25 protein-coding genes and 1 tRNA gene are annotated in these 25,546 nt (G+C 65.4%); 14 read left to right on the top strand and 12 right to left on the bottom strand.

Annotated elements, in window-relative coordinates; all coding sequences use genetic code 11:
- Nucleotides 1-14 precede the first annotated feature (14 nt).
- Genes egtB through AAEO60_RS08825 form a run of 4 tightly spaced genes read left to right on the top strand, consistent with a single transcriptional unit; the run spans nt 15 to nt 4,431 of the window.
- Nucleotides 15-1,316 carry an ergothioneine biosynthesis protein EgtB gene (egtB, locus tag AAEO60_RS08840; RefSeq protein ID WP_423970119.1) on the top strand — a complete coding sequence of 434 codons (1,302 nt, stop codon included), beginning with the start codon at nt 15-17 and terminating at the stop codon, nt 1,314-1,316.
- Nucleotides 1,316-2,302: an L-histidine N(alpha)-methyltransferase gene (egtD, locus tag AAEO60_RS08835; RefSeq protein WP_341673283.1), complete on the top strand. Its 987-nt coding sequence runs from the start codon at nt 1,316-1,318 to the stop codon at nt 2,300-2,302. Before egtB ends, egtD begins: the two co-directional genes overlap by 1 nt.
- A 38-nt stretch (nt 2,303-2,340) precedes the next feature.
- Entirely contained in the window at nt 2,341-3,015 is a 675-nt protein-coding gene (locus AAEO60_RS08830) for a retropepsin-like aspartic protease family protein (RefSeq protein ID WP_341673282.1), read from the top strand.
- 15 nt (nt 3,016-3,030) lie between these two features.
- A complete protein-coding gene (locus AAEO60_RS08825) occupies nt 3,031-4,431 on the top strand; it encodes an MFS transporter (RefSeq protein ID WP_341673281.1) in 1,401 nt (466 codons plus the stop codon).
- On the opposite strand, the gene AAEO60_RS08820 is transcribed toward AAEO60_RS08825, so the two are convergent.
- A complete protein-coding gene (locus tag AAEO60_RS08820) occupies nt 4,428-4,820 on the bottom strand; it encodes a VOC family protein (protein WP_341673280.1) in 393 nt (130 codons plus the stop codon). The two genes, AAEO60_RS08825 and AAEO60_RS08820, sit on opposite strands and share 4 nt — an antisense overlap.
- Nucleotides 4,821-4,900: 80 nt before the next feature.
- Here AAEO60_RS08820 and AAEO60_RS08815 point away from each other — a divergent pair, with 80 nt between their 5' ends.
- Both AAEO60_RS08815 and AAEO60_RS08810 read left to right on the top strand, forming a co-directional pair.
- Nucleotides 4,901-6,154, top strand: a complete 1,254-nt coding sequence (locus tag AAEO60_RS08815) for a lipopolysaccharide biosynthesis protein (RefSeq protein WP_341673279.1) — start codon at nt 4,901-4,903, stop codon at nt 6,152-6,154.
- A gap of 112 nt (nt 6,155-6,266) precedes the next feature.
- Entirely contained in the window at nt 6,267-7,367 is a 1,101-nt protein-coding gene (locus tag AAEO60_RS08810) for a mechanosensitive ion channel family protein (RefSeq protein WP_341673278.1), read from the top strand.
- Nucleotides 7,368-7,386: 19 nt separating this feature from the next.
- Here the strand turns inward: AAEO60_RS08810 and AAEO60_RS08805 are convergent.
- Both AAEO60_RS08805 and yghU read right to left on the bottom strand, forming a co-directional pair.
- A tRNA-Gln gene (locus AAEO60_RS08805) sits at nt 7,387-7,461 on the bottom strand.
- Nucleotides 7,462-7,763: 302 nt separating this feature from the next.
- The gene (gene yghU, locus AAEO60_RS08800) at nt 7,764-8,633 is read right to left on the bottom strand and encodes a glutathione-dependent disulfide-bond oxidoreductase (RefSeq protein ID WP_341673277.1); all 870 of its coding nucleotides are present in this window, start codon (nt 8,631-8,633) and stop codon (nt 7,764-7,766) included.
- A gap of 200 nt (nt 8,634-8,833) precedes the next feature.
- Between yghU and AAEO60_RS08795 the strand changes: the two genes are divergently transcribed.
- From AAEO60_RS08795 to AAEO60_RS08785, 3 genes are read left to right on the top strand one after another with little or no spacing between them, the layout of a single operon-like run.
- Nucleotides 8,834-9,841: a methyltransferase gene (locus AAEO60_RS08795; protein ID WP_341673276.1), complete on the top strand. Its 1,008-nt coding sequence runs from the start codon at nt 8,834-8,836 to the stop codon at nt 9,839-9,841.
- Nucleotides 9,838-10,905 carry a hypothetical protein gene (locus AAEO60_RS08790; RefSeq protein WP_341673275.1) on the top strand — a complete coding sequence of 356 codons (1,068 nt, stop codon included), beginning with the start codon at nt 9,838-9,840 and terminating at the stop codon, nt 10,903-10,905. Before AAEO60_RS08795 ends, AAEO60_RS08790 begins: the two co-directional genes overlap by 4 nt.
- A 48-nt stretch (nt 10,906-10,953) precedes the next feature.
- Nucleotides 10,954-12,336, top strand: coding sequence for an MFS transporter (locus AAEO60_RS08785; RefSeq protein ID WP_341673274.1), 1,383 nt, complete (start codon nt 10,954-10,956; stop codon nt 12,334-12,336).
- 12 nt (nt 12,337-12,348) lie between these two features.
- Here the strand turns inward: AAEO60_RS08785 and AAEO60_RS08780 are convergent, their stop codons facing one another.
- Entirely contained in the window at nt 12,349-13,947 is a 1,599-nt protein-coding gene (locus tag AAEO60_RS08780; protein ID WP_341673273.1) for a hypothetical protein, read from the bottom strand.
- Nucleotides 13,944-15,659, bottom strand: a complete 1,716-nt coding sequence (locus tag AAEO60_RS08775; RefSeq protein ID WP_341673272.1) for an Hsp70 family protein — start codon at nt 15,657-15,659, stop codon at nt 13,944-13,946. The genes AAEO60_RS08780 and AAEO60_RS08775 overlap by 4 nt, the downstream gene beginning before the upstream one ends.
- A 203-nt stretch (nt 15,660-15,862) precedes the next feature.
- On the opposite strand from AAEO60_RS08775, the gene AAEO60_RS08770 reads away from it, so the two are divergent.
- Nucleotides 15,863-16,282, top strand: a complete 420-nt coding sequence (locus AAEO60_RS08770) for a carboxypeptidase regulatory-like domain-containing protein (protein WP_341673271.1) — start codon at nt 15,863-15,865, stop codon at nt 16,280-16,282.
- 11 nt (nt 16,283-16,293) lie between these two features.
- Here AAEO60_RS08770 and AAEO60_RS08765 read toward each other — a convergent pair whose 3' ends face one another.
- On the bottom strand, nt 16,294-16,749 hold the full coding sequence (locus tag AAEO60_RS08765; protein ID WP_341673270.1) for an MEKHLA domain-containing protein: 456 nt from the start codon (nt 16,747-16,749) through the stop codon (nt 16,294-16,296).
- A gap of 68 nt (nt 16,750-16,817) precedes the next feature.
- Between AAEO60_RS08765 and AAEO60_RS08760 the strand changes: the two genes are divergently transcribed.
- Nucleotides 16,818-18,473 (top strand): dipeptidyl-peptidase 3 family protein, encoded by a 1,656-nt coding sequence (locus AAEO60_RS08760; RefSeq protein ID WP_341673269.1) that lies wholly within the window; start codon nt 16,818-16,820, stop codon nt 18,471-18,473.
- 1 nt (nt 18,474) lies between these two features.
- A complete protein-coding gene (locus AAEO60_RS08755; RefSeq protein WP_341673268.1) occupies nt 18,475-19,485 on the top strand; it encodes an NADP-dependent oxidoreductase in 1,011 nt (336 codons plus the stop codon).
- A gap of 45 nt (nt 19,486-19,530) precedes the next feature.
- On the opposite strand, the gene AAEO60_RS08750 is transcribed toward AAEO60_RS08755, so the two are convergent.
- A complete protein-coding gene (locus AAEO60_RS08750; RefSeq protein ID WP_341673267.1) occupies nt 19,531-20,163 on the bottom strand; it encodes a class I SAM-dependent methyltransferase in 633 nt (210 codons plus the stop codon).
- Nucleotides 20,164-20,393: 230 nt separating this feature from the next.
- Between AAEO60_RS08750 and trhO the strand changes: the two genes are divergently transcribed.
- On the top strand, nt 20,394-21,377 hold the full coding sequence (gene trhO / locus AAEO60_RS08745; protein WP_341673266.1) for an oxygen-dependent tRNA uridine(34) hydroxylase TrhO: 984 nt from the start codon (nt 20,394-20,396) through the stop codon (nt 21,375-21,377).
- Nucleotides 21,364-22,011, top strand: a complete 648-nt coding sequence (locus AAEO60_RS08740) for a glutathione S-transferase (protein ID WP_341673265.1) — start codon at nt 21,364-21,366, stop codon at nt 22,009-22,011. Before trhO ends, AAEO60_RS08740 begins: the two co-directional genes overlap by 14 nt.
- Here the strand turns inward: AAEO60_RS08740 and AAEO60_RS08735 are convergent, their stop codons facing one another.
- From AAEO60_RS08735 to AAEO60_RS08715, 5 genes are all read right to left on the bottom strand, one after another.
- Nucleotides 22,012-23,058, bottom strand: coding sequence for a TIGR00341 family protein (locus tag AAEO60_RS08735; protein ID WP_341673264.1), 1,047 nt, complete (start codon nt 23,056-23,058; stop codon nt 22,012-22,014).
- Nucleotides 23,059-23,098: 40 nt separating this feature from the next.
- Nucleotides 23,099-23,632, bottom strand: a complete 534-nt coding sequence (locus tag AAEO60_RS08730) for a DUF4199 domain-containing protein (protein ID WP_341673263.1) — start codon at nt 23,630-23,632, stop codon at nt 23,099-23,101.
- A gap of 92 nt (nt 23,633-23,724) precedes the next feature.
- Nucleotides 23,725-24,138 (bottom strand): helix-turn-helix transcriptional regulator, encoded by a 414-nt coding sequence (locus AAEO60_RS08725; RefSeq protein WP_341673262.1) that lies wholly within the window; start codon nt 24,136-24,138, stop codon nt 23,725-23,727.
- 4 nt (nt 24,139-24,142) lie between these two features.
- Nucleotides 24,143-24,445, bottom strand: coding sequence for a DUF3817 domain-containing protein (locus AAEO60_RS08720; RefSeq protein ID WP_341673261.1), 303 nt, complete (start codon nt 24,443-24,445; stop codon nt 24,143-24,145).
- Nucleotides 24,442-25,515: a branched-chain amino acid aminotransferase gene (locus tag AAEO60_RS08715; RefSeq protein ID WP_341673260.1), complete on the bottom strand. Its 1,074-nt coding sequence runs from the start codon at nt 25,513-25,515 to the stop codon at nt 24,442-24,444. Before AAEO60_RS08715 ends, AAEO60_RS08720 begins: the two co-directional genes overlap by 4 nt.
- Nucleotides 25,516-25,546 lie beyond the last annotated feature (31 nt).

Genomic DNA, 25,546 nt, shown 5'->3' with positions numbered 1-25,546 from the left:
CCGATGCGTCATTCATGCGTAGGACGGATAGACACCGATCACGGGAGAGGGCCTTGCCCCAAGCCAGTAGCCGCCCAACTAATGACCATGGCCATGCCAGCCTTGCGGAGCGTTTTGCCGCAACCCGGCAGCTGACCGAAAGCCTGCTCGAACCGCTCAGCGAGGCCGATGCCACGATCCAGTCGATGGAAGATGCCTCGCCCGCCAAGTGGCACGCGGCGCACACGACGTGGTTCTGGGAGACCTTCCTGCTGCGCGATCACGCGCCCGGCTACCGCCTGCACGACGAACGCTGGCCGTTCCTGTTCAACTCCTATTACGAGGCCGAGGGCGAGCGCATCCTGCGCCGCAACCGCGGCCTGCTGACGCGCCCGACGCTGGCCGAGGTGCTGGACTGGCGCGCCCATGTCGATGACGCCATGCAGGCTCTAATGGACGATCCGTGCCATGCCGACCTGATCGAACTGGGCATCGCCCACGAGCAACAGCACATCGAACTGCTGCTGACCGACATCAAGCACGCCTTGTCGAAGAACCCGCTGGGTCCGGCCATGTGGGACAGGGCACCTGCCGTGCCTGCGACACAGGACGACGGTTGGATCGAACATCCCGGCGGTATCGCCAAGATCGGCCACCAGGGGGATGGCTTTGCCTTCGACAACGAAGGCCCCGCCCACCGCGTGCTGCTGGAACCCTTCGCCCTGTCGCGCCGGCTGGTGACCAACGGCGAATGGGATGCCTTCATCGCTGACGGCGGCTATTCGGACCACCGCCTGTGGCTTTCCGACGCCTGGGCCTGGCTGGAACGGTGCACGATCACCGCGCCGCTCTACTGGCGCGGGGACGAGCAGTTCACCCACGCCGGCTGGCAGCCGCGCGATCCTGACGCTCCCGTCAGCCACATCTCCTATTACGAAGCCGATGCCTTCGCCGCATGGGCAGGTTGCCGCCTGCCGACCGAGTTCGAGTGGGAAGCCGTTGCCCGGGGCCAGGACGCGGCCGATACGGCGCAGCGGTTCAGCGCCGGGGCCGGTAACCAGCTCGATGCAGCGGCTCCTCCGCAGCCTGTCGGCACAGGTGAGCTATTCGGCGACGTCTGGCAGTTCACCCGCTCCGGCTACCTGCCGTACCCGCGCTTCCAGCCTGCCGAAGGCGCGGTGGGCGAGTACAACGGCAAGTTCATGGCCGGACAATGGGTGCTGAAAGGCGCCAGCTGCGCCACGGTGCGCGGCCACTCGCGCGCGAGCTATCGCAATTTCTTCTACCCCCAGCAGCGTTGGCAGTTCACCGGACTGCGCCTCGCAAAGGACGTCTGATGACCCAGAACGAAGGTATCCAGCTCGTCGAGCGCGACGAGGAAGGGGTCGTCGTGGCCTTTCGCGACGACGTGCTCACCGGCCTGTCGCAGCGGCAGAAGGCGATTCCCGCGCGCTGGCTCTACGACGATGCCGGATCGCAGCTGTTCGAGGACATCACGCAGATTCCCGAATATTACCCGACCCGCGCCGAGACCGAGATCCTCGAAGCGCGCGGAGAGGAATTTGCCGAACTGATCGGGGCGGGTCGCGCCGTGGTCGAATTCGGCAGCGGCTCGTCGGTGAAGACGCCCCTGCTGCTCAAGGCCATCGACCCGGGGGCCTATGTCCCGCTCGATATTGCCGGCGATTTCCTGCGTGCGGCAGCAGCCGAACTGTCGGGCAAGTTTCCCGGCCTGCCGGTCCACCCGGTAGAGGCGGACTTCACCAAGCGCGTGGAATTGCCTGCCGAGGTGGCGGACATGCCCAAGCTCGGCTTCTTCCCCGGCTCCACCATCGGCAACATGGTGCCGCGCACGGCGGTGGACCTGTTGCGCGAGATGCGCGCCACCCTTGGGACAGAGGCCATGCTGCTGATCGGCATGGACCTGATCAAGGACGAGGCCGTGCTGGAAGCCGCCTACGACGATGCGGCGGGCGTTACTGCCGAGTTCAACCTCAACCTGCTGCGCCGGATCAACCGCGAGCTGGGCGGCACCATCCCGGTCGAACAGTTTCGCCACGAAGCGCGCTGGGTCGACACCTATGCCCGGATCGAGATGCATGCCGTGGCACAAGCTGACGTGGAATTCGAAGTCGCAGGCGAGAGCTTCGTCATGCAGGAGGGCGAGAGCATCCACACCGAGAACAGTCACAAGTTCGACTATCGCAGCGGCAATACCCTGCTGCTGGCAGGACACTGGACTCCCGTAGCGCGGTGGACCGACGCGCAGGACCGCTTCTCGTTGATCCTGGCCAAGGCAACGGTGGCGCGCGCCGCGCCATGATGTCGCATTTTGCCGGAACTGGCGCTATATAGCTGCCCATGGACCTCTCACCCGTCTTCGACCAGCTGGGCCATTCGATCAGCCAGTTTTCGCAGTCGGGCCTGTTGATGCTCGCCGTCGGGGCCATGGTGCTGGGGGTGCTCGGATCGATCGTGATTTCGCGCCTGCCCGCGCTGGGCCGAACCCTGCGTTATGCCAGCACGCTGACACTTATCGGTGTCCTGCTGCTGGTGGTATTGCAGCTTTCTCGCTTCGATCCGCGCTTTTCCATGGCCATTCCCCAGATCGGCTATCCCGAGCAGGTGGTGGAGGGAGGCGAAACCCGCGTTCCGATGGCGGCCGACGGGCACTTCTGGCTGGAGGCCGACGTGAACGGCCACCGCACGCTGTTCATGGTCGACACCGGCGCCACGCTGACTGCCGTTTCGGACCGGACGGCGGCCCTGGCTGGACTCGAGGCGCGGCAGGGCGGGCTGCCAATCCGCCTGCAGACTGCCAACGGTGCGGTCTCCGCCGACATGACCAATATCGACGAGCTGCGCTTCGGCAATGTCGCGGCGCGCGGGCTGGACGCGGTGATCGCGCCGGGGCTGGGCGAGACCAATGTCATCGGCATGAACCTGCTCAGCCGACTGGCCGAAGTGCGCATCGAGGCGGGCGAGCTGATCCTTGTCCCCAACCATCCACAGGAACCGCTGCAACCAGCGTATTGACGGATCAACTCCTACATGGTCAAGCTCTCCGCCAAGGGAGAGGACATGGCCACGCAACCGGTTGAAGGCCCACGCTTTGACGTGGCCCAGTTCATTGACGACCAGCCCATCAGGCCGCGCCATATCGCGACGCTGGTGATCGTCTCGGTCGTGCTGTTCCTCGACGGCTTCGACATGTACTTCCTCGGCAAGATCCTGCCCGCCATTGCCGAAGGGCTGGGCGGCACTTCGGTCGACATGAACCCGGTGGTGAAATACCAGCAGATCGGCATGTTCGCCGGCGCGCTGGTCATGCCGCCGCTGGCAGACAAGATCGGGCGCAAGCCGGTGCTGGCGCTGTGCCTGCTCGGTTTCGGCAGCCTGTCGCTGTGGGCGGCATGGTCGACCAGTTTCGAAATGCTCACCTGGCTGCGTGGCATCTCTGGCATCTTCTTCTCCGCCATGCTGCCCGTGGGCCTGGCCTTTCTTTCGGAGGCGACCCCCAAGCGCAAGCGCGCGCTGTTCATGGCAATCGCGCTGGTGTGCTTCTCGGGCGGCAACCTCGGCAGCGGGGTGATGGTGAGCTGGTTCCTCGACGACCTCGGCTGGGAAGGCTTCTTCATCGTCGGCGGCGTCGTGCCGCTGGCAGCAATGCTCCTGCTGCTGCTGGTCCCGGAGAGCCTGTCCTTCCGCGTGAACCGCAATCCGAACGACCCCACTGTTGCCCAGACCCTGCAACAGCGTGATCCCAACTTGCAGCTTGCCCCCGGCACGTCCTTCTACCTGGGTGACCAGGAAGAGGTGTCGAAGTTCGGCCCGCTCGCCATGTTCGGCCCGCGCTACCGCATGCAGACGATCCTGCTGTTCTCGCTGTGCTTCTTCAGCCTCGGCAATATCGCCGTGCTGGCGAACTACATGGCCACCTACATGTACGAATTCACCGGCATGCCGCTGGAGACTTTCGCCTTCTACATGGTGATCGGCTACATCGGCGGCGCTTCGGGCACGCTGGTGATGGGCTGGCTGATGGACCGGATGAACCCCTACTGGCTGATTGCCAGCTACTTCATCATCGATGCCATCGCGATCTTCTCGCTCGGCCATATCCCGCCGGAAGTGGCGATTGCCTTCGTCACCGCGATCGTGGTGTGGAACTTCGCCCAGGTCGGCGGGCAGACCGGGATCAACAACCTCGCGACGCTCAGTTACCCGCCCGAAATGCGGTCCTCCGGGATCGGCTGGGCAGGGGCGACCGGCCGCCTGGGCGGGATCGTCTTCCCGATCCTCGGCGGCATCGCGCTGGAGGAGCGGTTGTCGCTCGACGTGATCCTCGGCCTCACCGCGATCCCGGCGCTGATCATCGCCGCGCTGGTGTTCACGCTGGGCGTGGTCAACGGCGGGGTGATCGGCGGGCGCGCCGGAAAGCGCGCCAGCTAGACGAGCGGCTGGACCAGCTCGATCTCGTGGCCTTCGGGCGCCCTGAGCAAGGATACGATCACGCCGCCGACGTCGGTGGGCGGCATGATCTCTTCCGCTCCGCTGGCGATGGCGTGGGCCTGGCTGGCGGCAATATCGACCACCACCAGCCCCAGCGGTCCGTGGCCCGGACCCACCGGCTGCGGTGCCCGCGGCTTGGGCTCCACCAGCATCAGCTGCGGCCCGCTTTCCATTTGCCCCGGCAGGGCCATGATGTTCTCGCGGAAGGCCTCGACGTCGTAGGAATTGGTGACGGTAAAGCCGAAGGCCGCCTGCCAGAAGGCGGTCGCCGCCTCGAGGTCGCCGGTGTGCAGCTTCATGAATGCCAGCCGCGCGGTGGGTATCGCCATTGTCGCTCTCCTGTGGAGGCCGACTGTGACTTGGGCCCGTGGTTTTTGCAATTCTTGCCGGACTGGGGCAGGGGCGGCTGATGTTGCGTCGTGCGCTCCAGAATACCGGTTGGCTGATGAGCGCGCGCGCGGTGAACGCCGTGCTCAGCCTTGTCTACCTGGCGCTGGCAACGCGCGAACTGGGGCCGGAGCGGTTCGGCCTGTTCGTGATCGCCTTCACCTTCGCGCAGCTGATCGTCGGTTTCACCAGCTTCCAGACCTGGCAATCGATCATTCGCTGGGGGCAGGACGCGGATCAGCGCAAGACCGCCACCGGCTTCGCCCTCGCGCTCGACGGCACCACCGTGCTGGTGGGCGCCACGCTTGCGGGCCTGATACTCGGCTTCGCGGGCGACTGGCTGCTGCTGCCCGATGCCATGCGCTTCCCGACCTTCCTGTTCACACTCGCCTCGCTGCTGTCGATCCGCTCGACGCCCACGGGCCTCTTGCGCCTGCACGACCGCTATGCGCGCGCCGCGCTGGCCGATGCGACGACCTCCATCGTGCGCGTGATCGGTGCGGTCTTCGTGATCTTCTGGCACCCTTCGATCCAGAGCTTCCTGATCGTCTGGGGCACGGCAGAGGTCGCCACGGCGGCCATGTACTGGCGGCTGGCGGCCACGACCGAGCCGATTCACCTCGGCCGCATAAGCCTCAGCCGCCTGCCGCGCGAGCGCAAGGCGGTGGGCGAAAGCGCCTGGTCCTTCGTCGCGGGCACCAGCCTGTCCGGCATGCTCAGCGTGGCCAGCCGGCAATTGCTGGTACTGCTGACCGGCGTGCTGGGCGGCCCCGCGCTGGCGGGCATCTACCGCGTTGCCTCACAGCTGGGCGAAGGCCTGCTCAAGCTCGCCCAGGCCCTGCTGCGGGCGGTCTATCCGGAACTCGTGCGCAATCCGGAGAATGCCAAGCTGCTGGTCACCAAGATCACCCGTATCGCGGTGATCACCGGGGTCTTCGTCATCGCGCTGGGATACTTCGCGGGCGAGTGGATCATCATGGCCATCGCGGGCGAGGAATACCTCGCCGCCTTCGTGCCCATGCTTATCCTGGCGGCCGCAGCTTCGGTGGAGCTGGCGGGAGCCAGCCTCGAGGCGCTGCTGGTGGCGCGCGGCAAGGCGATCACCAATTTCGTGATCCGTGCCGTTCCCGTGGCCCTCGGCCTGATCGCCCTGCCGTGGCTGATCGAAGGGTTCGGCGCAGTGGGCGCGACGCTGGTGGTGCTGGGCAGCAGCCTCGTGAGCATTACCGGCTTCGTGATCGCGGCCCGCAGGAGCGCTCCCAAGCCGCAAAGTTGAGCCCGGATTTGAGCTGGGCGGAACTTCGCGTTACCCTCTCCATTGATTGGTTGCGACGCTTTGGGAGCGGGACGCACGAAAGGCAGCCGGATACTCGCCAAGAGGAGCACCGATGCCCGACGCCATTACTGCCTTGTTCGAGGATAACAGCGAACTGCTGCCGCAGCTCATGCAGGCGCTGACCATAGCATCGGCTGCGATTGTCCTGGCGCTGGTGGTCCACTGGCTGGTGTTCCGGGGGCTGCGGCGGCTGGCCAAGGTCAGCGACAGCAAGGCCGACGATATCGTGCTTCGGCGGCTGGCGCGGCCCACGCGCTATGCCCTGCTGGCCCTTGCGGTGGTGCTCGCCGCGCGCGAGCTGCCCATGCTCGAAGCCGTGTGGCAGAAGGTCGCCGGATTCGTCATGCCCGCGCTGGTTGGCTGGGTGGTGATCGCCATTCTCAACGCGCTGGTCGAGACCATGGCGCTGAGTGCGGATGTCAGCGTGGCCGACAACCTCGAAGCACGGCGCAAGCGCACCAAGCTTGCCATGTTCAACCGCCTGGCCACCTTCGTGGTGGTCTTCGTCACCGTGGGACTGATGCTGCTGTCGATCCCCGGTGTGCGTGACGTGGGGCTGACGCTGGTGGCCTCCGCTGGCCTCGCAGGCCTTGCCGTAGGTGCCGCCGCGCAACCCGCGCTGCGGTCACTGATCGCGGGTGTGCAGATGGCCGCGACCGAACCCATCAATATCGACGACGTGGTGATCATCGAAGGCGAGTGGGGCTGGATCGAGGATATCCGCACCACCTATGTCGTGGTGAAGATCTGGGACGAGCGGCGGCTGATCGTGCCGACCACCAAGTTTCTCGAGGCCCCGTTCCAGAACTGGACCAAGACCACAGCCCAGCTGCTGGGCACGGTGTTCCTCTACCTCGACCCCACGGCCAAGGTCGGCCCGATCCGCGAGGAATTCGAACGGCAGGTCAAGGCCAACGCCCGCTGGGACGGGCGCGTGCAGGTGGTGCAGGTGACCGAAACCACGCGCGATGCCAAGGAAGTGCGCCTGCTGATGAGCGCCAAGGATTCGCCCACGCTGTTCGACCTGCGCTGCGATATCCGCGAAGGCATCACCGACTGGATTACCGAGAACTGCCCCGAAGCGTTCGCGAAAACGCGCGTGCTGGCTCAGGCCGACGAGGGCATGCGCGAAGCGCTGCTGGCGCGGCCTTAGTCTATCGGGAGAAGGTAACTGGCTGGGGCGGCAGGGATCGAACCTGCGAATGCCGCTACCAAAAAGCGGTGCCTTACCACTTGGCGACGCCCCAGCAGTCGGCGCTCATATAGCGGGCGAGACGCGGGGTGCAATGCCTGCTTTGCTTGCTTTCCGCTCACGCCTCCGCGTGAGCGTCCTCGCTGGACGCGCTCCGCTGCGCTGCGCGCCCGCTGCGGGCGGGCGGTCGCCCTTGGGGGCCTGCGGCCCGTTCTCGGAAGGGACTAACAGGTTAGCGCTGACCTCGGTCGCGACTGGCGACCGACCGAGCGCAAGCGCGCGACCCGCAGGTGCCGCGTAGCGCAGCGGAGCGAATAGCACCGAGGACGATCCGACGGAGGTCGGATCGCAAACAAACTACACGTCAGCACGTTTCCTGACGGGATCGAACAGGCTGCGGTCTTCCACTGCGTCGAAATCGGCGGCCGAGTGGCGTTCGGGCATGGCCTTGGTGTTCACCAGGCGGCCGCGGATCACCGCCGGACGGGCGTCGATTTCCTTCACCCAGCGACCGACGTGCTCGTTCTCGTGCAGCGACAGGAACTTGTCCGAACCGCTGTAGGCACCGTGGTAGAGGTTGCCCAGCCACGGGTAGGCGGCCACGTCGGCGATGGTCATCTCGTCACCCGCCAGGAAGCGGGTTTCGGCCAGCTGGTTGTTGGCGACGTCGAAGATGCGCTTGGTTTCCATCGAATAGCGATTGATCGCATATTCGTACTTCTCCGGCGCATATTCGTAGAAGTGGCCGAAGCCGCCGCCGATGAAGGGCGCGGTGCCGATCTGCCAGCTGAGCCAGGACAGCGTTTCGGCGCGGGCCGGGTTGGTCTTGGGCAGCAGGTAGTCGAACTTTTCGGCCAGGTGGATCAGGATCGCGCCGCCTTCGAAGACGCGGAACGGGGTCTCGCCCGAACGGTCCTGCAGGGCGGGGATCTTGCCGTTGGGGTTGAGCGCGGTGAAGCCGCTTCCGAACTGGTCGCCGGCGCCGATGTTGATCTTCCACGCGTCGTATTCGGCACCCGCGAAGCCTGCTTCCAGCAGCTCTTCGAACATGATCGTCACCTTCACCCCGTTGGGCGTGCCAAGCGAATAGAGCTGGAACGGATGTTCGCCCACAGGCAGCTCGGCTTCGTGGCGCGCACCCGCGGTGGGGCGGTTGATGCCGGAAAAGGCACCGCCGCTTTCGGTGGGCTGCCAGACGGCGGGGGGAGTGTAGGTTGGATCGGACATCCGTGGCTCCTGTTGCAAATGCTTGGGCCGCTAGATGGAATGATCGTGTGTGAACGGCAAGCAAGGGAATGTTTGACCTGCCTGAAGGCGGGGTTTTAGCAGCAGGCAATTCTGTTCGACAATGCTCGTAAGATGGCGCAGCGTCGAGTGGGGTCGTTCTGCGGGCGGGTACTTCCGCCGCTTTCTGGGGGAGGGGAATTATGGACGCTCGCGCACTTGGCCAGTATTTCGAGAATCCAGACACGCTGTTTCAACTCGTGAACAACACTGCGGTGTGCATGGTTGCCTGCAACGCGTTGAACCGGACCGGGGTGATATCCCGCTTGCTCGAAGGCCCTGCCGATACTGCGGTGCTGGCAGCAAGTTGCCAGGTGCCGGCCGACCGGCTGGCGCGTCTGCTCGATTATCTGACCGCCCATGAAATTATCGAGAAGGCTGCGGACGGCACATACAGCGCTAACGCGCGTACGCAGGTCATGCACGACGCGCGCGACTACCTTGTGAGCACGGAATTAGGCGCCAAGGCTGGCAGCAAGATGCATGAATCGTTGAAAGGGGATGGCACACCCTTCGAACACTTCTTCGGACAGCCTGTCTTCGAGTACTTCTCCAGCAATCCCGATGCCGCCGCCAGTTTTGGTGGGTTCATGGGGTGGATGACCCGGCGCGTGCAGCGCTTCCTGTTTGCCGAACACCGGTTCGAACCGTTTTCGACTGTTGTGGATATCGGTGGCAGCATGGGGGACCTATTGCTGGCGATCTTGGAGGAATATCCGGGCACCAACGGTATTCTTTTTGATCTTCCGGCCACAGCCGAAATCGCGCGCGCGCAAGTCGCGGAATCACCGCTGGCAGATCGCGTCGAAGTCGTCGGTGGTAGTTTCTTCGAAGAGGTTCCAACCGCCGATCTCTACACGCTCAAGCAAATCCTTCACGACTGGAATGACGAAGAGTGCCGGCACATTCTTTCCACCATCCGCAAGGCCATTGTGCCGGGCGGCAGGCTGGCGGTGATTGACCATATCGTATCGGACGTGCCGACGCCAAACGAGGCGCAATCAACCGACATTGCCATGATGATCTGGGACACCGGCCGCGAACGGCGGCTTGCGGAGTTCGAGGCGCTGTTCGCGGCCAGCGGCTACCGGCTCGACCGCATGACGCGCAACCCGGCGGGGCACAGCGTGATTGAGGCGGTCCCGGTATGAGGCGCGCGGCAGTCGTCCTGCTCGCGATGTTGGCCGCCGCCCCGGTCACTTTCCCGGCACAGGCGCAGGAGGGTGAGGGCGAACCTGTCGAGGCCTGCACCCCCGCCAACGCGGAGCGGGTGACCATCGCGCAGCTGGAGGCGGATTTCCGCCAACTGGCTGGTCGCTGCATCACTGTCTACGGGCTGCACGCCTTCGGCCGCTATGCGACGCAGAACGGGTTCTATCCCGATGCCGAGGCGGCGCTGCGCGGTGCGCACATGCTGGTGATCAACTACCACAACGAGGCCGACGAACACGCCCGGCACCCGCCGCGCTGGGAGGAGGTTACGGGCCGGTTCGGCTCCTGCGTGCTGCAGTACGAGTGGCTCTATGCCGAGATGGAGCGCAACCCGAACATCCTCCCGATGCTGGGCGGGCTGTGCCATTACACGCTGGATGCGCACTACATCGTGCCGGTGGTCTATGCGCCGGCGGGCGGCCCACCGGTAACGCGACTGCGCCTCGAGGATACGTCGGCCGAGGAGCGCGCCTTCGAACCGGTCGACATCACGGAAAACAGCGAGTTCGCGGGGCGCACCACCTTCGAGCAGCTGCTGCACATTCTCTCCTTTCGCAATTTCGAGGACTACATTCGCCTGCACGATCCCGTTCGCGCGGAAGAGCTGGAAGACCTGACGCCGCTGGACCTCGATCCACACGAGCTCGACGAACTGGCCGACATGACCCTGCGATTCGAGAATGCGCGGGACACCTGGCGCGGTTTTGCGGGCGACCGCGATCCGCGCCTGTTCGTGCTGCGCAGCGTCGCCGCCGACGAGAACGAGGATGGCACCGTGTCGGTCCACATCGAGGACCTCGAGGAAGAATCGGACCGTACCTTCTGCGTGCTGCGGGAGGGGCAGGAAATCGATGCCTTCCCGGTGCGGTGGGCAGATATCGATAACCAGCCCTCGCGGCCCTATTTCTGCGCCAGGGTAATGGATGCGATCAGCCGCAGCGGTGAGCCTCCGCGGATCGAGGTTCCATATGCCGTTACAGGATTTCCGGAAGCCGCCGAATAGTCACCGCAGACCCAGATTGCCAAAGGCCTTTCGCGCGGGCATAACCCGATGCGGGTCGTGCCAATCGCGAGACAGGGGGGTCTTATCGCGGGCACACAGTCGGACGGCAGCTTCATTCTGGCGGAATCGCGCAAGTTGCGCCTGTTCACGCTGTTTATCCTCTATGTCGCGCAGGGCGTGCCCATCGGGCTGTTCTGGACCGCGATCCCGGCCTGGATGGCCGCCAACGGTGCGTCGGCGGCCGACGTCGGCTACGTCCTCGGACTGACCGCGCTGCCGTGGACGCTGAAGCTGGTGAACGGCTTCATCATGGACCGCTACACCTTCCTCGCCATGGGCCGCCGCCGCGCCTGGATCGCAGGGGCGCAATGCGTGATGATCGCGTTGCTGCTGGTCTGTGCCTTCGTCCAGCCGGGCGTGAAGGATGTGCTGCTGCTGGGGCTGGCAGGCTTTGCCGTCAACATGGCCACCACCTTCCAGGACGTGGCCGTGGACGGCCTCGCTGTCGACATCATGGAGGAGGACGAACGCGCCCGCGCCAGCGGGATGATGTTCGGCGGGCAATATATCGGTATTGCCGCTGCCACGGGAATTACCGGCCTTGCCATTGCCACGATGGGCCCTGCGGCGGGCTATCTGCTGGCGGCGAGCTTTATCGCGATCATCACGGCCTACGTGCTGTTCCTGCGTGAACGGCCTGGCGAGCGACGCCTGCCCTGGGGCGAGGGAAAGGTGCACCAGCGAAATCGCGAAATCCATCTCGGGGCATGGCTGCCGATCCTCAAGAACACCTTCAAGTCGATGCTGCTGCCAGTCAGCCTGCTATGGCTGCCGGTGCTCCTGGTGCGCGGGTTCCACTACGGCATGTTCAACGCCGTCATGCCGATGATCGGCGCGAACGACGTCGGCTGGGACGAGGCGGCGATCACCTCGACGGCGGGGACGGCACAGCTGCTCGCCGGTGTCATCGGCCTGGCGCTGGGCGGCTGGCTGGGCGACCGGTTCGGCGCCAAGCGCACCACCATCACCTTCTTCGCGCTCTACATGGCCTTCAGCGCATCCATGCTGCTGATGCAGGACATGTGGGGTGATACCCGCGTCTTCATCTACTTCGTTTACACGTGGTACGCGCTCGACATCCTGATCACCGTGGCGGCGCTGCCGATCTCCATGCGGCTGAGCAATCCCAAGGTCGCGGCGACGCAGTTCACGCTTTACATGGCCTGTTCCAACTTCGGCATTTCGATCGGGGCCTGGGTGTTCAGTCTGTCTGACAGCCTTGGCGGCCTGCCGACGATGTTCATGCTGGTGCTGGGCCTGCACGGCGTGGGCCTGCTGGTGATGCTGATGGTGAAGTTCCCGCGCCGGGCCGGGTACAAGTTGACCGCCAAGCTGGCCGAGGCACCGGGGCCGGCACCGCGGGTGAATTAGCGAGGCAGCGCTTCAGCCGATCCGCAGCAGGTCTGCCGAGACCGTGCCCGGACGCCGGAGGATCGTTTCGAGCAGTGCCACGCGGTAGGCGCACCTGGTTGCCGCGTCGCCCTGGTTCTGGGCGGCCTGGTCGAACTGCGCTTGCGAGAGACCGGCGCGGTCCATCACTTCCTGCACGACATTACCCGGGATCGATGCCCTCAACGGGAAGTCGGGCGGATCGTCCTGCAGCAGGCGCGCCATGAGCACCTGCCGCGCGAGATCGCGCCCTTCGACAGTCAGCTCGGCATCGCCTTCGAAGGCATCCTGCCCGCCGTACCAAATGCCGGGAGCGGCACAGGCCTCTACCCCTTCATTGTCACGCAGCCAGCGGATCAGGTTCAGCTCATGCTGCTTGATCGACACCAGGTCGCCAAACTCCGCGTTGGCGGCCGCCTGCAGGACACGGCGGCGTAGGTCACTGCGCGCGAGTGACAAGGCGTTGTCGGCGGAAAGACCCATATCCTCCAGGCGCATCAGCTCCTCGGCAAAGGCAGGTGCCTGTATCTGCACCGTGGACAGGTCGACAGCCGGGCCGAACAGCACGTCGATCACCTCCTGCTGCTGCGCCTCGCTCCAGCCCGCCGGGATAGCCTGGCTGGTGACGATGGGCGGCGCGCTATAGGTAGCTTGGGGTGAGCTGTCGGAAATCGCCGCGCCGATGCGGAACAGGAAGACCAGCCCGATCACCACCAGCAAGGCCCATTTCCACGGGCTGCCCACCTCGTCCGGCTCGACGTAGGAGGCCACCCGCTCGCCATCGAGGTATGCTTCCAGCTCGGGGTAGTTCTCGCGCATGTAGACCAGCAGGTCGGTCACGTGCTTGATGTTGGCACCCTGCCACGGCAGCTTCGATCGCGGCCCCGGCTTGCGCAATTCGACATAGGCGTGGTGCCACTCGTGGTCGGGCTGCTCCAGCTCCTTGAGGAAGGTCAGCGCGTGCAATCGGGCGTTGAGGAAGGCCACGGGGGCATATTCGTCGATGCGTCCGGCGTCGCGGTCCCAGCCGAAGGCGGCCACGGCATCTTCCACCAGCGGGCCGGTGCGCGGCCAGCCGCTGGCGAGGTAATGCGCCAGCCAGTCCTCGATCCCGCCCTGCTTGTCGATTACGGCGCCCTGCGCATCGGCAAAGATCGCCTGCATCAGCCCGGCGGCTTCCTCGTACTCCTCCGCCGTCAGCGGGTCTTCGGTGAATTCTCCGCCGGGGAAGAGGATTTCGAGGAAGCGGCCGGGCTTGGGGTCGTGCGGCTCCCTGACACCGGCATCGGTGTCGTCGAGCGGGGGCACAGGGGCGGCAGGTCCGGCATCGGACGAAGTGACTTCATTGAGATCAACGGCCCCCAAGATCTGGGCGTCGCCGAAGAAATCTTCGGCTTCAAACCCGCCTTCCTCGGCGCGGCCTTCCTTGGCCAGCCACAGGGCTTCCTCGCGGGCCTGGCGCAGCCGGGTAAACCCGGCGACGTCCTCGTCCGGGTTGATGGCCTTCAGCTTGGCGGCATAGGCGGAGCGGATGGCCTTGCGGTCATTGGTCGGCTCGATCCCCAGCGCGCCCCAGGGGAAGCGGGCGGTCATAGCGGGCTGTGGCCGTCGATTTCGTCGAGCACGGCGGCGAACTGATCGCGCGCCTCGGCGATGGCGCGCGGTTCCTGCGCCTCGATCACCGATTCGAACTGCAGGATCATCTGCCCGATCTGGTCGCGCATGGGGCCGGAGAAGCTTTCGTACATGCGCTCCGCGCGCGCCACCAGGGCGACATTCTCGGCCTCGTCGCGCGGGTGGACCTTGAGCTTTTCCAGCTCCTTGCGGCGCTTCTCGAAGCTTGCCTTGTCCTTGCGGTCTTCCTCGTCGGCGATCACCAGGTTCTTGCGCAGGTCGGTCTCGGGCACATGGGCGTCGACTTCCAGCAGGCCGCTGCTGTCGTAGGTGAAGCGCACGCGCACTTCCTTGCCCGCCGGTCCCTTGGGCACCGGGATATCCAGCTCGCCCAGCAGCACGTTGTCGCGCACCAGCCGGGCTTCGCCCTGGTAGACCTCCAGTTTCACGCTCGGCTGGTTTTCGTGCATGGTGGAAAAGCTCTGCTCGCGGCTGACCGGCACGGGGGTGTTGCGCTGGATGATGGGCGAGAACAGCCCGTCGTGGATGCGTCCGGTGCGGTCACGCTCGGCGACGTTGATGCCCATGGTGAAGGGGGCAACGTCGGAAATGCGGATTTCCTCCAGCCCTTCGCCGCTGGCGAGCAGCCCGGCCTGGATCGCCGCGCCCAGCGCCACGGCGTGGTCGGGGTGGACATTGGCATTGGGGAAGCGGCCGAACATGCGGGTGATCGCCTTGCGCACCACCGGCATGCGGGTGGCGCCGCCCACCAGCACGATATCGCTCAGTTCGTCCGACTGGATGCCGCAGTCGCGCATGGCGCGCACCACCGGCTCGCGCAGGCGCGCGATCAGCGGGGCACAGGCTTCCTCGAAAGCCTCGGTGGTGACCGAGGTCTCGAACGGCTGGCCGTTCAGGGTGAGACTGAACTTGGCGGCATCGGACTCCGTCAGCGCGCGGCGGCATTTCTCTGCTGCCAGCGTCAGCAGGGCTTCGCGCTTGTCGGCGGCCATGTGCTGCAGGGCGCTTTCGGCCTCGTCGCCCAGCGCGGGCCGGGCGATCTTCACCAGCATGGAATTGAAGTCGTCGCCGCCCAGCCGGTTGTCGCCCGCGCTGGCACGCACTTCCACGATGCCGTCGAACATCTCCACGATGGAGACGTCGAAGGTGCCGCCGCCAAGGTCGAAGACGAGGAAGGGTTCGCGGTCGCCGCGGTCCTGCAGGCCGAAGGCGAGGGCGGCGGCGGTGGGTTCGTTGATCAGGCGGCGCACTTCCAGCCCTGCCAGCTCGCCCGCGCGGCGGGTGGCCTTGCGCTGCTTGTCGTTGAAATAGGCGGGCACGGTGATCACCGCCTCGGTCGGGCGCGTGCCCGTGGCGGCTTCCACGTCGTCCACCAGCGCGCGCAGCACCATGGCCGAGAGGTCTTCCGCGCGCCACTTGCCGCGCTTGCTGCCCAGCGCGGTGATGTGTTCGGTGCCGATATAGCGCTTAAAGCTGGTGGCCGTTTCCGACGGCTGCGTCGCCAGCCGGTCCAGCGCGGCTTGCCCGACCCATGACTGCCCGCCCTTGTCGACCGATACGGCAGAGGGCGTCAGCACCTTGGACAGTGCGTTTTCGATGAGGTCGGCGTCCCCGTCACGCCAGATGGCAACGGCACTGTTGGTGGTGCCCAGATCGATCCCGATCAGCATGGAAATCCCTGAATAATCCTTGGCCTGACTGTTTAGCCCATTGGTCTGCGGCCACAAGCGGGTTCGTAAGACCCTGCGCCGTGTCACATGGATGACGCGGGACTGTAATCGAGTCTTCAACCCGTCATATTGCTGCTGTTGGGCAGGTAGCCATGTCGCGCACCGCCCTTCTTGCATCCTGCCTGGCCCCAACGCTTTTCGGCGTGGCTCTCCCTGTCACCGCTCATGCTGGCGAGTTGTCGGGCGTCGTGCGCGATTCGGTGGCCCAGCCGGTAGCCGGGGCCACGGTCGAAGTGCCCGAACTGGGCCTCGTCACGCAGACCGATACCGATGGCCGCTACAGCTTCGCCGACGTCGCGGCAGGCGAACACCGCATCGCCGTGGAGCAGGTCGAGGGCGCACTCCAGTTCGCTTCGGTCACGGTTCCGGAACAGGGCACGGCGACGCGCAATGTCTTCCTCTACCCGCGCCGCGTGGTGGAAGAGGCCGCAACCGGCGTGAACCCGCTGGAGACCATGCTGCTCGACGTGCTGGCCGCACAGGCATGGGAAGAAGCCAGCGAGATGACCGCTGCCGATGCCGGCGAAGCGGTCAACTGGCAGTGGCGCGACCTCGACGGCTGAGCCGCCGTCACTCAGTCCAGGAAATCCATGTCCTCGAACCAGGCGGCCTGGCCATGCAAACCGCCATTCTCGTCGCGGATATTCCAGATCACCGCGTCGTTGATGCGGAAGCGCGAGCCGTCGGCAGCGATCCGCACGCCGGAATAGCCGGTCACCACGTCATCCGCTTCCAGCCTGGCCAGCATGGCGGCGCGTTCGTCCTGGTGTTCGGGTTCGGCGGACTGCTGCGAGGGCATGCCGACAAAGGCTCCGGCGCGCATCTTGAACAGGGTGAGCGCGCAAGCATTGCCGTAGCAGAACAGCGGATCGTCTTCGGTGCCGTGGGCCACAACTGCGGCGGGGTTGTGCCACAGCTCGTCACTACTTGCAGCCAGCGGTTGGCCTACAAGTCGTTCATAGCTGGAAAGCAGCAAGTCGAGCCGGTCTCCGGCACAATCTTCGACAATTTTCTGATCGGGCGCACTCATATTCTTACGCGTTAGACAGGACTTTCCGGCTTCGCTAGATCGTTTTGCGGACTGACAAAGGATTTCCCATGCGCCGCGCACTTATCGCTCTTTCGCTTGCCACTGCCCCGATTGCCCTGATCACGGCCTGCACGGCCGATACCGAAGAGGTCAGCGGCGAATACGACATGCTCGCCAGCCGCGCCTCGATTGCGGATGTCGAGATGGCGCCCGACACGAGCTACCTCACCGACGAGGAGAAGCAGGTGGTCAACCTGCTGATCGAAGCATCGGGTTACATGGACGAGATCTACCTGCGCCAGCGCGGGGCGAACCTGCCCGAACTGCGCGCCGAGATCGAAGCGGGCGGCGATGCCGACATGCTCGACATGTTCGACCGCCATTTCGGCCCATGGGATTCGGTCGCGGACAACCACCCGTTCTACGGCGACACCGAATGGCCCGAAGGCGCGGGCTTCTATCCTGCCGACCTGACGCGCGAGGAATTCGACGCCTACCTGGAGGCCCACCCGGACGAGGCCGAGGCGCTGATGAGCCCCTATACGGTTGTGCGCCGTGAAGGCGACGGCTTCGTCGCCATTCCCTACTCGGTCGAATATGCCGAGTTCCTCGAACCCGCCGCCGCGCTGCTGCGCGAGGCCGCCGAGATCACCACCAACGAGAGCCTCAAGCGCTTCCTCACCCTGCGCGCCGAGAGCTTCCTGACCGACGACTATTTCGAAAGCGAAATGGCCTGGATGGACCTCGAAGATACCCCCATCGAGATCGCCATCGGCCCCTACGAGGTCTACACTGATCGCCTCTACGGCACCAAGACCGCCTTCGAGTCCTTCGTCACCCTGCGCAATCCCGAGGAAAGCGCCGCGCTGGATCGCTATGTCGGCTACCTGCGCGACATGGAGGGCAACCTGCCGATCCCGGAGGAGCACCACAATTTCGCCCGCGGCTTCGAAAGCCCCATCGCGGTGGCGGACCAGGTCCACGGCGGCGGCGACAACGTGCCCGGCGTGCAGACCATCGCCTTCAACCTGCCCAATGACGAGCGCGTGCGCGAAGCCAAGGGCGCGAAGAAGGTGATCCTCGCCAACGTGCTGGGCGCCAAGTTCGACATGATCCTCGATCCCATCGCCGACGTGGTGCTGTCGCAGGAACAGGCCGCGCTGGTCAGCCGCAAGTACATGCAGCTGTTCACCCTGTTCCACGAACTCAGCCACTCGCTGGGCCCGGGCACGATCACCATCGACGGCCGCGAGACGACGGTGAACGAGGAACTGCGCGAGCAGTATTCGGCGCTGGAAGAGAGCAAGGCCGATGTCATGGGCATCTACAACCTGCTCTACATGATGGAGCGCGGCGAACTGCCCGAAAGCGAGAAGAGCGAACTGCTGGCGACCTATGTCGCGGGCCTGTTCCGCTCGATGCGTTTCGGCATCGAGGAGGCGCACGGCAAGGGCGCGGCGGCGCAGTACGGCTATCTGCTCGAATACGGCGCCTACGCCTGGGACGAGGACGCCGGCCACTTCGTGATCGACGAGGATCGGCTGGTGTCCGGCATCACCGAACTGCTGCGCACCGAACTGATGCTGCAGGCGACCGGCGACTACGACGGTACGATTGCCTTCTTCGAACAGTATGCCCACCTCGACGAACACGCCGAGGCGGTGATTGCCGAGATGGACCACATCCCGGTCGATATCCGGCCGATCTATCCGGACAGCATCTGACATGAAGGCCTTCGTCCTTTCCGGCTACGGCGGAGCGGACAAGGCCGCCTTGCAGGACGTTGCACGGCCTGAACCCGGTCCCGGCGAAGTGCTGGTGCGGGTGGCCGCGGCAGGGCTCAATCCGGTCGACTTCAAGACGCGCGAGGGCATGCTCAAGGTCGTCCAGCGCTATCCGCTGCCCACTGTCATGGGCAACGAGCTGGCGGGTACGGTCGAGGCGTGCGGCGCCGGGGCGGGACGCTTTGCCGTGGGCCAGCGGGTCTTCGCGCGCGTCGGCAAGGAACGGATGGGGGCTTTCGCGGAATATGCCGTGGTTGCCGAAGAGCACCTCGCTGCCATTCCGGAGGAGCTGGACTTCGTGCAGGCTGCGGCAGTGCCGCTCGCGGGACTGACCGCGCTACAGGCACTGCGCGACGAGCTGGGCGTCGGGCCGGGTTTCCGCGTCCTCATCACCGGCGGCGCGGGCGGGGTGGGCACTTTCGCGATCCAGATTGCCAAGGCACTCGGCGCGCATGTGGTCACCACCGCCAGCCCGCGCGGTCGCGAGCTGGTCGAAAGCCTCGGCGCGGACGAAGTGGTCGACTACACCCGGTACAAGTTCGAAGACGTGATCGAGCCGGTCGACGGAGCCTTCGACCTGATCGGTGGCGAGACGCTTAGCCGCGCTTTCGGAATCGTGAAACGGGGCGGCCGCGTGGTCTCGGTCGCCGGGATGCCCGAACCACGCACCGCCCGGCTGGACCTTGGGCGCGGGTTCGGCCTCGCCGCGCTGTTCTGGGTGGCCAGCTTCACATTCCGCATGCAGGCAAGGAAGGCAGGCGTCGACTACCGCTACCTGTTCATGCACCCCAGCGGGGCAGAACTGGCCGAACTCGCCGCCATGGCGAGCGAGGGCAAGCTGCGCCCGGTGATCGACAGCACCTTCCCGTTCGATCGGATTGGCGAAGCCATGGCCGTGCTCGAAGCGGGGCACGCCAAGGGCAAGATTGTCGTGACGATGGAAGGGCGATAGCCGGGCCTCGAGGCGAGACACCGTGCACAGGGGGCTTCTCGCCTGCTAGGCCTTGTCCTTCCAGCCCCATGCCAGGTGGCAGGGAAGGATATTCAGCCATTCGAAGCCACTTTCGACCCGGTCGAAGTGCTGTTCCGACAGGTCGTGGGCCGTCTTGCTGAACTGGTAGGTCAGGAAGGCGCCGCCCGGGCTGATCGCACGTTGGGTGGCGGCGGCGATGCGGCCGCCCATGCCGTCCGGGAGGGTGGAGAATGGCAGGCCCGAAAGGATGTAATCCGCCTGGTCGTGACCATGCTCGCGAATGATCTCTTCCACATCTTCTGCCGATCCATGAACGGCGATGAAGCGGCTGTCGTGGATGGTGCGATTGAGGTAGTCGATGAACAGCTTGTTGGTATCGATCACGATCAGCGTGCCGTCACGCCGCAACTGGTCGAGCACCGGGCGGCAGAAGGTGCCGACGCCGGGACCATATTCGACGAACAGCCGGCAGCGGTCCCAGTCGACGGGGCCGAGCATCTTCCTGATCGTGAAGCCGGAGGAAGGAATGATCGAGCCGACCATCACCGGATGCTCGACGAAACCCTGGACGAAGACACCCCAAGCCCCGAAAAACTCTCGCAGTTTTCGCTTCCAGCGGGTCGATTTGCGTTCCTGCGTAAGCTCTTGAGACGCCATATTGGATCAGTATTCCCTGCCATGCCCCCGAGCATGAGGACCAACTGCTTAGGCGCGGAGTCGCAAATCCGCTGCACATTTGCAAGGACTTGGCGTCGGATCATCGACAGGCCGCAAAGCCGCAGGCCAGCTGGCGCCCCGGTCATGGCGCTGGACAGGGTTCAAGGCGGCCCACATTGGCGCCAAACGCTCTCTGGCCCCGCTGCCAACGGGGCGCTAAAGGGCGGCGCATGAGCAGCCCATCCCCGATCAGCAATGCGCCCATCCGCGTTGCCGCGCTCTACCGTTTCGCCACCTTTGACGATCCGGCCGCCCTGCGTGAGCCGCTGCTGGCAGCATGCCGGAAGAACCATATCCGGGGTACGCTGCTGCTGGCGAGAGAAGGCATCAACGGCACCATCGCCGGGTCGCACGACGGGATCGCGCGGGTACTGGATCACATTCGCCTCCTGCCCGGTTGCGAGCAAATCGAGGTGAAGTTCTCTGGCGCCGTTGAGATGCCCTTCCACCGCATGAAGGTGCGGCTGAAGCGCGAGATCGTCACCATGGGGCAGGGCGACCTCGATCCGGCGCACAATGCGGGCACCTATGTCGATCCGCAGGACTGGAACGGCCTGATCGCCGATCCCGACACCATCGTGATCGACACGCGCAACGATTACGAAGTGGCCATCGGCACCTTCGCGCGCGCCATCGACCCCAAGACGCCCAGCTTCCGCGACTTCCCCGACTGGTTCCGCACCGAGCGCGAACGTCTGCTGGGGGAGGGCAAGCAGCCGAAGGTCGCGATGTTCTGCACCGGCGGCATCCGCTGCGAGAAGTCCACGGCCTTCCTCAGGGCGGAGGGGGTGGAAGAGGTATTCCACCTCAACGGCGGCATCCTGAAATACCTTGAGACCGTGCCCGAAGAGCAAAGCATGTGGCGCGGCGAGTGTTTCGTGTTCGACCAGCGCGTGAGCGTGGGCCACGGGCTGGCTTTGGGCAGCTATGGCCTGTGCTTCGCCTGCCGCCGCCCGGTGAGCGCGGACGACATGGCGTCCCCGCTCTACGAGGAAGGCGTCAGCTGCCCCGCCTGCTACGAAGAGCGCACCGACGAACAGCGCGCCGCCTATCGCGAACGCCAGAAGCAGGAAGAACTTGCGGCTGTGGCGGGGCGTGCCCACGTGGGCGCGGTACTGCCCTCGCACGCCTCGAAGGACGATGACGACGACTGACCGCATCCTCTACAGCTTTCGCCGCTGCCCCTATGCCATGCGCGCGCGGCTGGCGCTGGTGGTGAGCGGGACGGCCTGCGAGCTGCGCGAGGTCAAGCTGGCGGACAAGCCGCAGGCCATGCTGGAAGCCTCGCCCAAGGGTACGGTGCCGGTGCTGGTGCTGGCAGATGGTCCAGGTGATGGCCTGGTGATCGAGGAAAGCCTGGAAGTCATGCGCTGGGCGCTGGCGAGGAACGACCCCGAAGGCTGGCTGGAGCGCGACGATCCGGCGCTGGTCGCGCAGAGCGATGGTCCCTTCAAGCGCGCGCTCGACCGCTACAAGTATCCCAACCGCTACGACGACTGCGACCCGCTGCCCCATCGAGCGGCGGGTCTGGAGTTCCTGCAACGGCTGGATGCGCGTATCGGCGGGCAGGGGCAATTGTGCGGAGACAGGCGCGGGCTGGCCGATGCCGCGATCTTTCCCTTCGTCCGGCAATTCGCCAACCATGATCGGCAATGGTTCGACGCGCAGGACTTGCCGCACGTCCACAAATGGCTTGCAGGCCACCTGGAATCGCCGCTGTTCAGGACGGTGATGCAGCGCGAAAAGCCATGGCAGCCGGGCGATGCGCCTGTTGCCATTGCGCTGTGACTACTTGCCGAGATACTGCCAGACCGTATCCCACGAACCCAGGCCGAAGAAGATCCGCCCGGCCATCATCGACACCAGCAGGATCAGCAGCGTGCCCCATACGGCCAGTATGGTGCCGGTCATGCGCCAGTTCTTGGGCGGCAGGCCCTGCAGCAGGAAGGTGGCGATCCCGGCCACGTTGACGCAGACCAGGTTCACCATGAACAGGAAGAGGGCATTGCCGCCCGCTGCCACGAGCCCGGCTCCGAAGTAAATGCCCGTCGCTGCCAGTGGCGGCACCAGCGCAACCGCGATCATCACGCCAACCAGTGCGGCCGACGCACCGCGGCTGAAGGCCAGCACGCCTGCTGCACCGCAAGCCAGTGCCAGGGCGACGTCGGCGAGTTGCACCAGCGTGCGATTGCGCAATTCGTCCACCAGCGGATCGATTTCCAGAAACAGGCCCAGCACCCATCCCGCCGCCACGCAAGCCAGGCAGCCGATCGCCAGTGTCCGCGCGGCGCGCAGGCCCAGCTTCAGGTTGCCCACCGTTGCTGCCAGCGCCATGCCCACTGTCGGGCCCAGCAGCGGGGCGATGATCATCGCCCCGATCACCACCGCAGTCTGTCCGCTGCGCATGCCGAGGCCGGCAATCACGGCGGAAAGCGTTGCGGTGAGCAGGTACGACGGGGTGAGTTGCAGGCTCGCCTCGATGTCGTCGTAGATCTCGTCCGTGCTCAGCCGGTCGCGGCTGAAATAGCGTTCGAGCGCGCTCGGCGGGGCCAGGCCCTCCGGCAGTGGCAACTCGGATTCAGGCGTCTCTTCGATCGAGGGTATGACCGCCTCGAGCAATTCGACATGGGCGGTGAAGCCGGGGACCTTGGCGAAGCTCTTTTCCAGGTCGTCCAGCAGCCGCTCGGTATAGCGCTGCTGGACGAGGCAGGTGTACTTCTCCTGTCCGCCCGGGACCGTCTCGCGCCAGAACCGGCGGCTGTGCCGCGCCAGGATGGTCTCCAGCTGCCGGATGCGATCTTCGGGCAGGTAAATCTGGACCTTGCGGGCCGCCATGCGCTTCTCACCCCATATGCGTCGGGGTGAGCATGTGCGATTACGCGGTCTTGGGCAAGAAGCGCGGATTGCGCAGCAGGGCGGCGCTCACCAGCGGCACGACCAGCACCACAGGTGCGATCTCGGTCCAGGTAAGCGGCATCCGGTAGAACGGATTCGAGTACTTCTCGACCAGTTCCGCCGACTCTGCCTCGGCCGCCGCGATTTCCGCCGCGCTGGCGCCTGCAGCGCGCAAGTCATCGACGTAGCCGGCCATGTAGTCGGCGATGAAGTTGCTGTCGCTGATGGCGAGGTAGGCTTCCCATCCCAGCACGTAGAACAGCGATGCGACCATGGTCATGCCGAGCGCGAGCCAGAAGGCGGGCCAAAAGCGGATCACGCCGCCAAGCTCCACGTCGCGATATCGTTTCACTCCGACGAAGGCGATGCCGAGCGCGATAAACATGGTGAGGTAGCCGACAACCATGCCCCATTCGGTCGAAGGGGCTCCGGCGATGAATGAGCTGAGGAAAACAAGCTCGAGAACGAGGCCTGCGATAACTCCGTAGGTAAGTATCAAGCGTGTCTGGGTCATGGATTGCCTCCCTTGGTGGTGGCACATGGCTGCCACCGGCCCCTTGCCGGCACTATCGCCCAGATGGGTGATTTGGGCAAAATAACCCGAACTTACGGCAGCAATCGCAACTCGCGTGCCTTGGCGATGGCCTCTGTCCGGTTGCTCGCGCCCAGCTTCTCGAACAGGCGGGCGACATGGGTCTTCACCGTGTTGGGAGAGATGTCGAGCCTGCGTGCGATCACCTTGTTCGCCGCCCCTTGCGCCAGCAGGTCGAGCACCTCGGTCTCGCGCGGGGAGATGCCGAGGCTGGCAAGGGCGCGTTCGTTGCGGACGAACGTGGCGGGGCGGCGACGCGGCGTCAGGCGGACGCCCAGCCACAGGCCCAGCGCGGCGAAGATCACCGCGATCGCCAGCACATAGGCCTCGGTCGACCACATGCGGGTGACATGCCGCCAGTCGAGCCAGGCAAGCAGCAGTGAAAGCAGCGCGATCAGCGCACCATAGGCGAGCGCCGCTCGCCACATGGGGCTAGGCCAGCGCGAGCGCATCCCGCCGCCGCCGCACGAGCGGATCGTTGAGGAAGGTGCCGAAGGGAAACAGCCCGGCGATGAAGGTGCGCAGATAGTCGAGGAACGAGAAGCCGTTGCCCGGCAGCAGGGCGATCATCCCGGCGATATAGGCCAGCCAGGCCACGCCGTGGGTCATGCCGACCGGGCGGATCAGGCTGTCATCGCCCATCCAGTACTTCATCGGCATGGCGACCAGGAACAGCGCCAGCGTGGTGACGCCTTCGACCAGCGCGATGGCGCGGAAAAAACGCAGCCGCCTCACAGTCGCACGACCCAGCCGTGCTTGTCCTCCACCGTGCCGCGCTGGATGCCGACGAGCTGTTCGCGCAGCTTGCTGGTCATCTGGCCGGGGCCGCCGGTGCCGATGCTGAACTCGCCATCGCGGCCAGCCACCTTGCCGACTGCCGTCACCACGGCTGCCGTGCCGCAGGCGAAGGTCTCGACCAGCTTGCCGCTTCCTGCATCCTCGCGCCACTGGTCCAGCGAATAGCGCTCCTCGCGCACGTCGAGGCCCTGCTCGCGGGCGAGGGTCATCAGACTGTCGCGGGTGATACCGGGCAGGATCGTGCCGCCCAGCGGCGGGGTGATCATGGAGCCGTCATCGAACACGAAGAACAGGTTCATGCCGCCCAGTTCCTCGATCCACTTGTGTTCTGCCGCGTCGAGGAACACGACCTGGTCGTGCCCCTTTTCAAAGGCTTCGCCGGTCGGGACAAGGCTGGCGGCATAGTTGCCGCCGCACTTGGCCTCGCCCGTGCCGCCGGGGGCCGCGCGGGTATATTCGCTGACCCAGACCGATACCGCCGGGGCGCCCGACTTGAAGTAGTTGCCGGCGGGCGAGAGGATCACGAGGAACTTGTACTTGGTCGCCGGACGCACGCCGAGGAAGTGTTCGTTGGCGAACATGAAGGGGCGGATGTACAGCGAGCCGCCTTCGATCGGGGGGAACCAGTCGGCATCCTTCAGCACCACCTGCTTGCAGGCGTCGATGAACACGTCCTCGGGCAGCTCGGGCATGGCCAGCCGCCGCGCGCTGGCGTTGAAGCGCCGGGCGTTGGCGTCGGGCCGGAACAGCGCCATCGACCCGTCGGACAGGCGGTAGGCCTTCAGCCCTTCGAAGATCTCCTGCGCATAGTGCAGCACGCTGGATGCGGGATGCAGCGGGATGGGCGCACAGGGTCCGATGGTGGCCGAGTGCCAGCCTTCTCCGGTGTCGTAATCGACCATGGCCATGTGGTCGGTAAAGACCTTGCCGAAACCGGGATCGGCAATCAGCGCCTCGCGGTCGGCAGCGGCGACGGGGGCAGGGTGGGGCAGGTGTTCGAATTGCATAGGTCCCGGCGATTAGTAGCGGGCGCGTGAC

The sequence above is a fragment of the Aurantiacibacter gilvus genome (genome assembly GCF_038289935.1).
Classification (GTDB): Bacteria; Pseudomonadota; Alphaproteobacteria; order Sphingomonadales; family Sphingomonadaceae; genus Alteraurantiacibacter; species Alteraurantiacibacter gilvus.
Note: the sequence above shows the minus strand (reverse complement) of the source record. Positions and strands in the feature narration are given on the sequence as shown.

Bases quoted from the DNA above. Each gene is read 5' to 3' on its own strand.
- AAEO60_RS08725 (WP_341673262.1), bottom strand. From the start codon at position 24,138: ATGTGGCGAGCGGCGCTCGCCTATGGTGCGCTGATCGCGCTGCTTTCA.
- AAEO60_RS08815 (WP_341673279.1), top strand. From the start codon at position 4,901: ATGTTGCGTCGTGCGCTCCAGAATACCGGTTGGCTGATGAGCGCGCGC.
- AAEO60_RS08775 (WP_341673272.1), bottom strand. From the start codon at position 15,659: ATGCTGATCGGGATCGATCTGGGCACCACCAACAGTGCCGTTGCCATC.
- AAEO60_RS08780 (WP_341673273.1), bottom strand. From the start codon at position 13,947: ATGACCGCCCGCTTCCCCTGGGGCGCGCTGGGGATCGAGCCGACCAAT.
- AAEO60_RS08740 (WP_341673265.1), top strand. From the start codon at position 21,364: ATGACGACGACTGACCGCATCCTCTACAGCTTTCGCCGCTGCCCCTAT.
- trhO (WP_341673266.1), top strand. From the start codon at position 20,394: ATGAGCAGCCCATCCCCGATCAGCAATGCGCCCATCCGCGTTGCCGCG.
- AAEO60_RS08765 (WP_341673270.1), bottom strand. From the start codon at position 16,749: ATGAGTGCGCCCGATCAGAAAATTGTCGAAGATTGTGCCGGAGACCGG.
- AAEO60_RS08760 (WP_341673269.1), top strand. From the start codon at position 16,818: ATGCGCCGCGCACTTATCGCTCTTTCGCTTGCCACTGCCCCGATTGCC.
- AAEO60_RS08830 (WP_341673282.1), top strand. From the start codon at position 2,341: ATGGACCTCTCACCCGTCTTCGACCAGCTGGGCCATTCGATCAGCCAG.
- egtD (WP_341673283.1), top strand. From the start codon at position 1,316: ATGACCCAGAACGAAGGTATCCAGCTCGTCGAGCGCGACGAGGAAGGG.
- AAEO60_RS08735 (WP_341673264.1), bottom strand. From the start codon at position 23,058: ATGGCGGCCCGCAAGGTCCAGATTTACCTGCCCGAAGATCGCATCCGG.
- AAEO60_RS08785 (WP_341673274.1), top strand. From the start codon at position 10,954: ATGCGGGTCGTGCCAATCGCGAGACAGGGGGGTCTTATCGCGGGCACA.
- AAEO60_RS08795 (WP_341673276.1), top strand. From the start codon at position 8,834: ATGGACGCTCGCGCACTTGGCCAGTATTTCGAGAATCCAGACACGCTG.
- egtB (WP_423970119.1), top strand. From the start codon at position 15: ATGCGTAGGACGGATAGACACCGATCACGGGAGAGGGCCTTGCCCCAA.
- AAEO60_RS08715 (WP_341673260.1), bottom strand. From the start codon at position 25,515: ATGCAATTCGAACACCTGCCCCACCCTGCCCCCGTCGCCGCTGCCGAC.
- AAEO60_RS08825 (WP_341673281.1), top strand. From the start codon at position 3,031: ATGGTCAAGCTCTCCGCCAAGGGAGAGGACATGGCCACGCAACCGGTT.
- AAEO60_RS08755 (WP_341673268.1), top strand. From the start codon at position 18,475: ATGAAGGCCTTCGTCCTTTCCGGCTACGGCGGAGCGGACAAGGCCGCC.
- AAEO60_RS08820 (WP_341673280.1), bottom strand. From the start codon at position 4,820: ATGGCGATACCCACCGCGCGGCTGGCATTCATGAAGCTGCACACCGGC.
- AAEO60_RS08730 (WP_341673263.1), bottom strand. From the start codon at position 23,632: ATGACCCAGACACGCTTGATACTTACCTACGGAGTTATCGCAGGCCTC.
- AAEO60_RS08810 (WP_341673278.1), top strand. From the start codon at position 6,267: ATGCCCGACGCCATTACTGCCTTGTTCGAGGATAACAGCGAACTGCTG.
- AAEO60_RS08790 (WP_341673275.1), top strand. From the start codon at position 9,838: ATGAGGCGCGCGGCAGTCGTCCTGCTCGCGATGTTGGCCGCCGCCCCG.
- yghU (WP_341673277.1), bottom strand. From the start codon at position 8,633: ATGTCCGATCCAACCTACACTCCCCCCGCCGTCTGGCAGCCCACCGAA.
- AAEO60_RS08750 (WP_341673267.1), bottom strand. From the start codon at position 20,163: ATGGCGTCTCAAGAGCTTACGCAGGAACGCAAATCGACCCGCTGGAAG.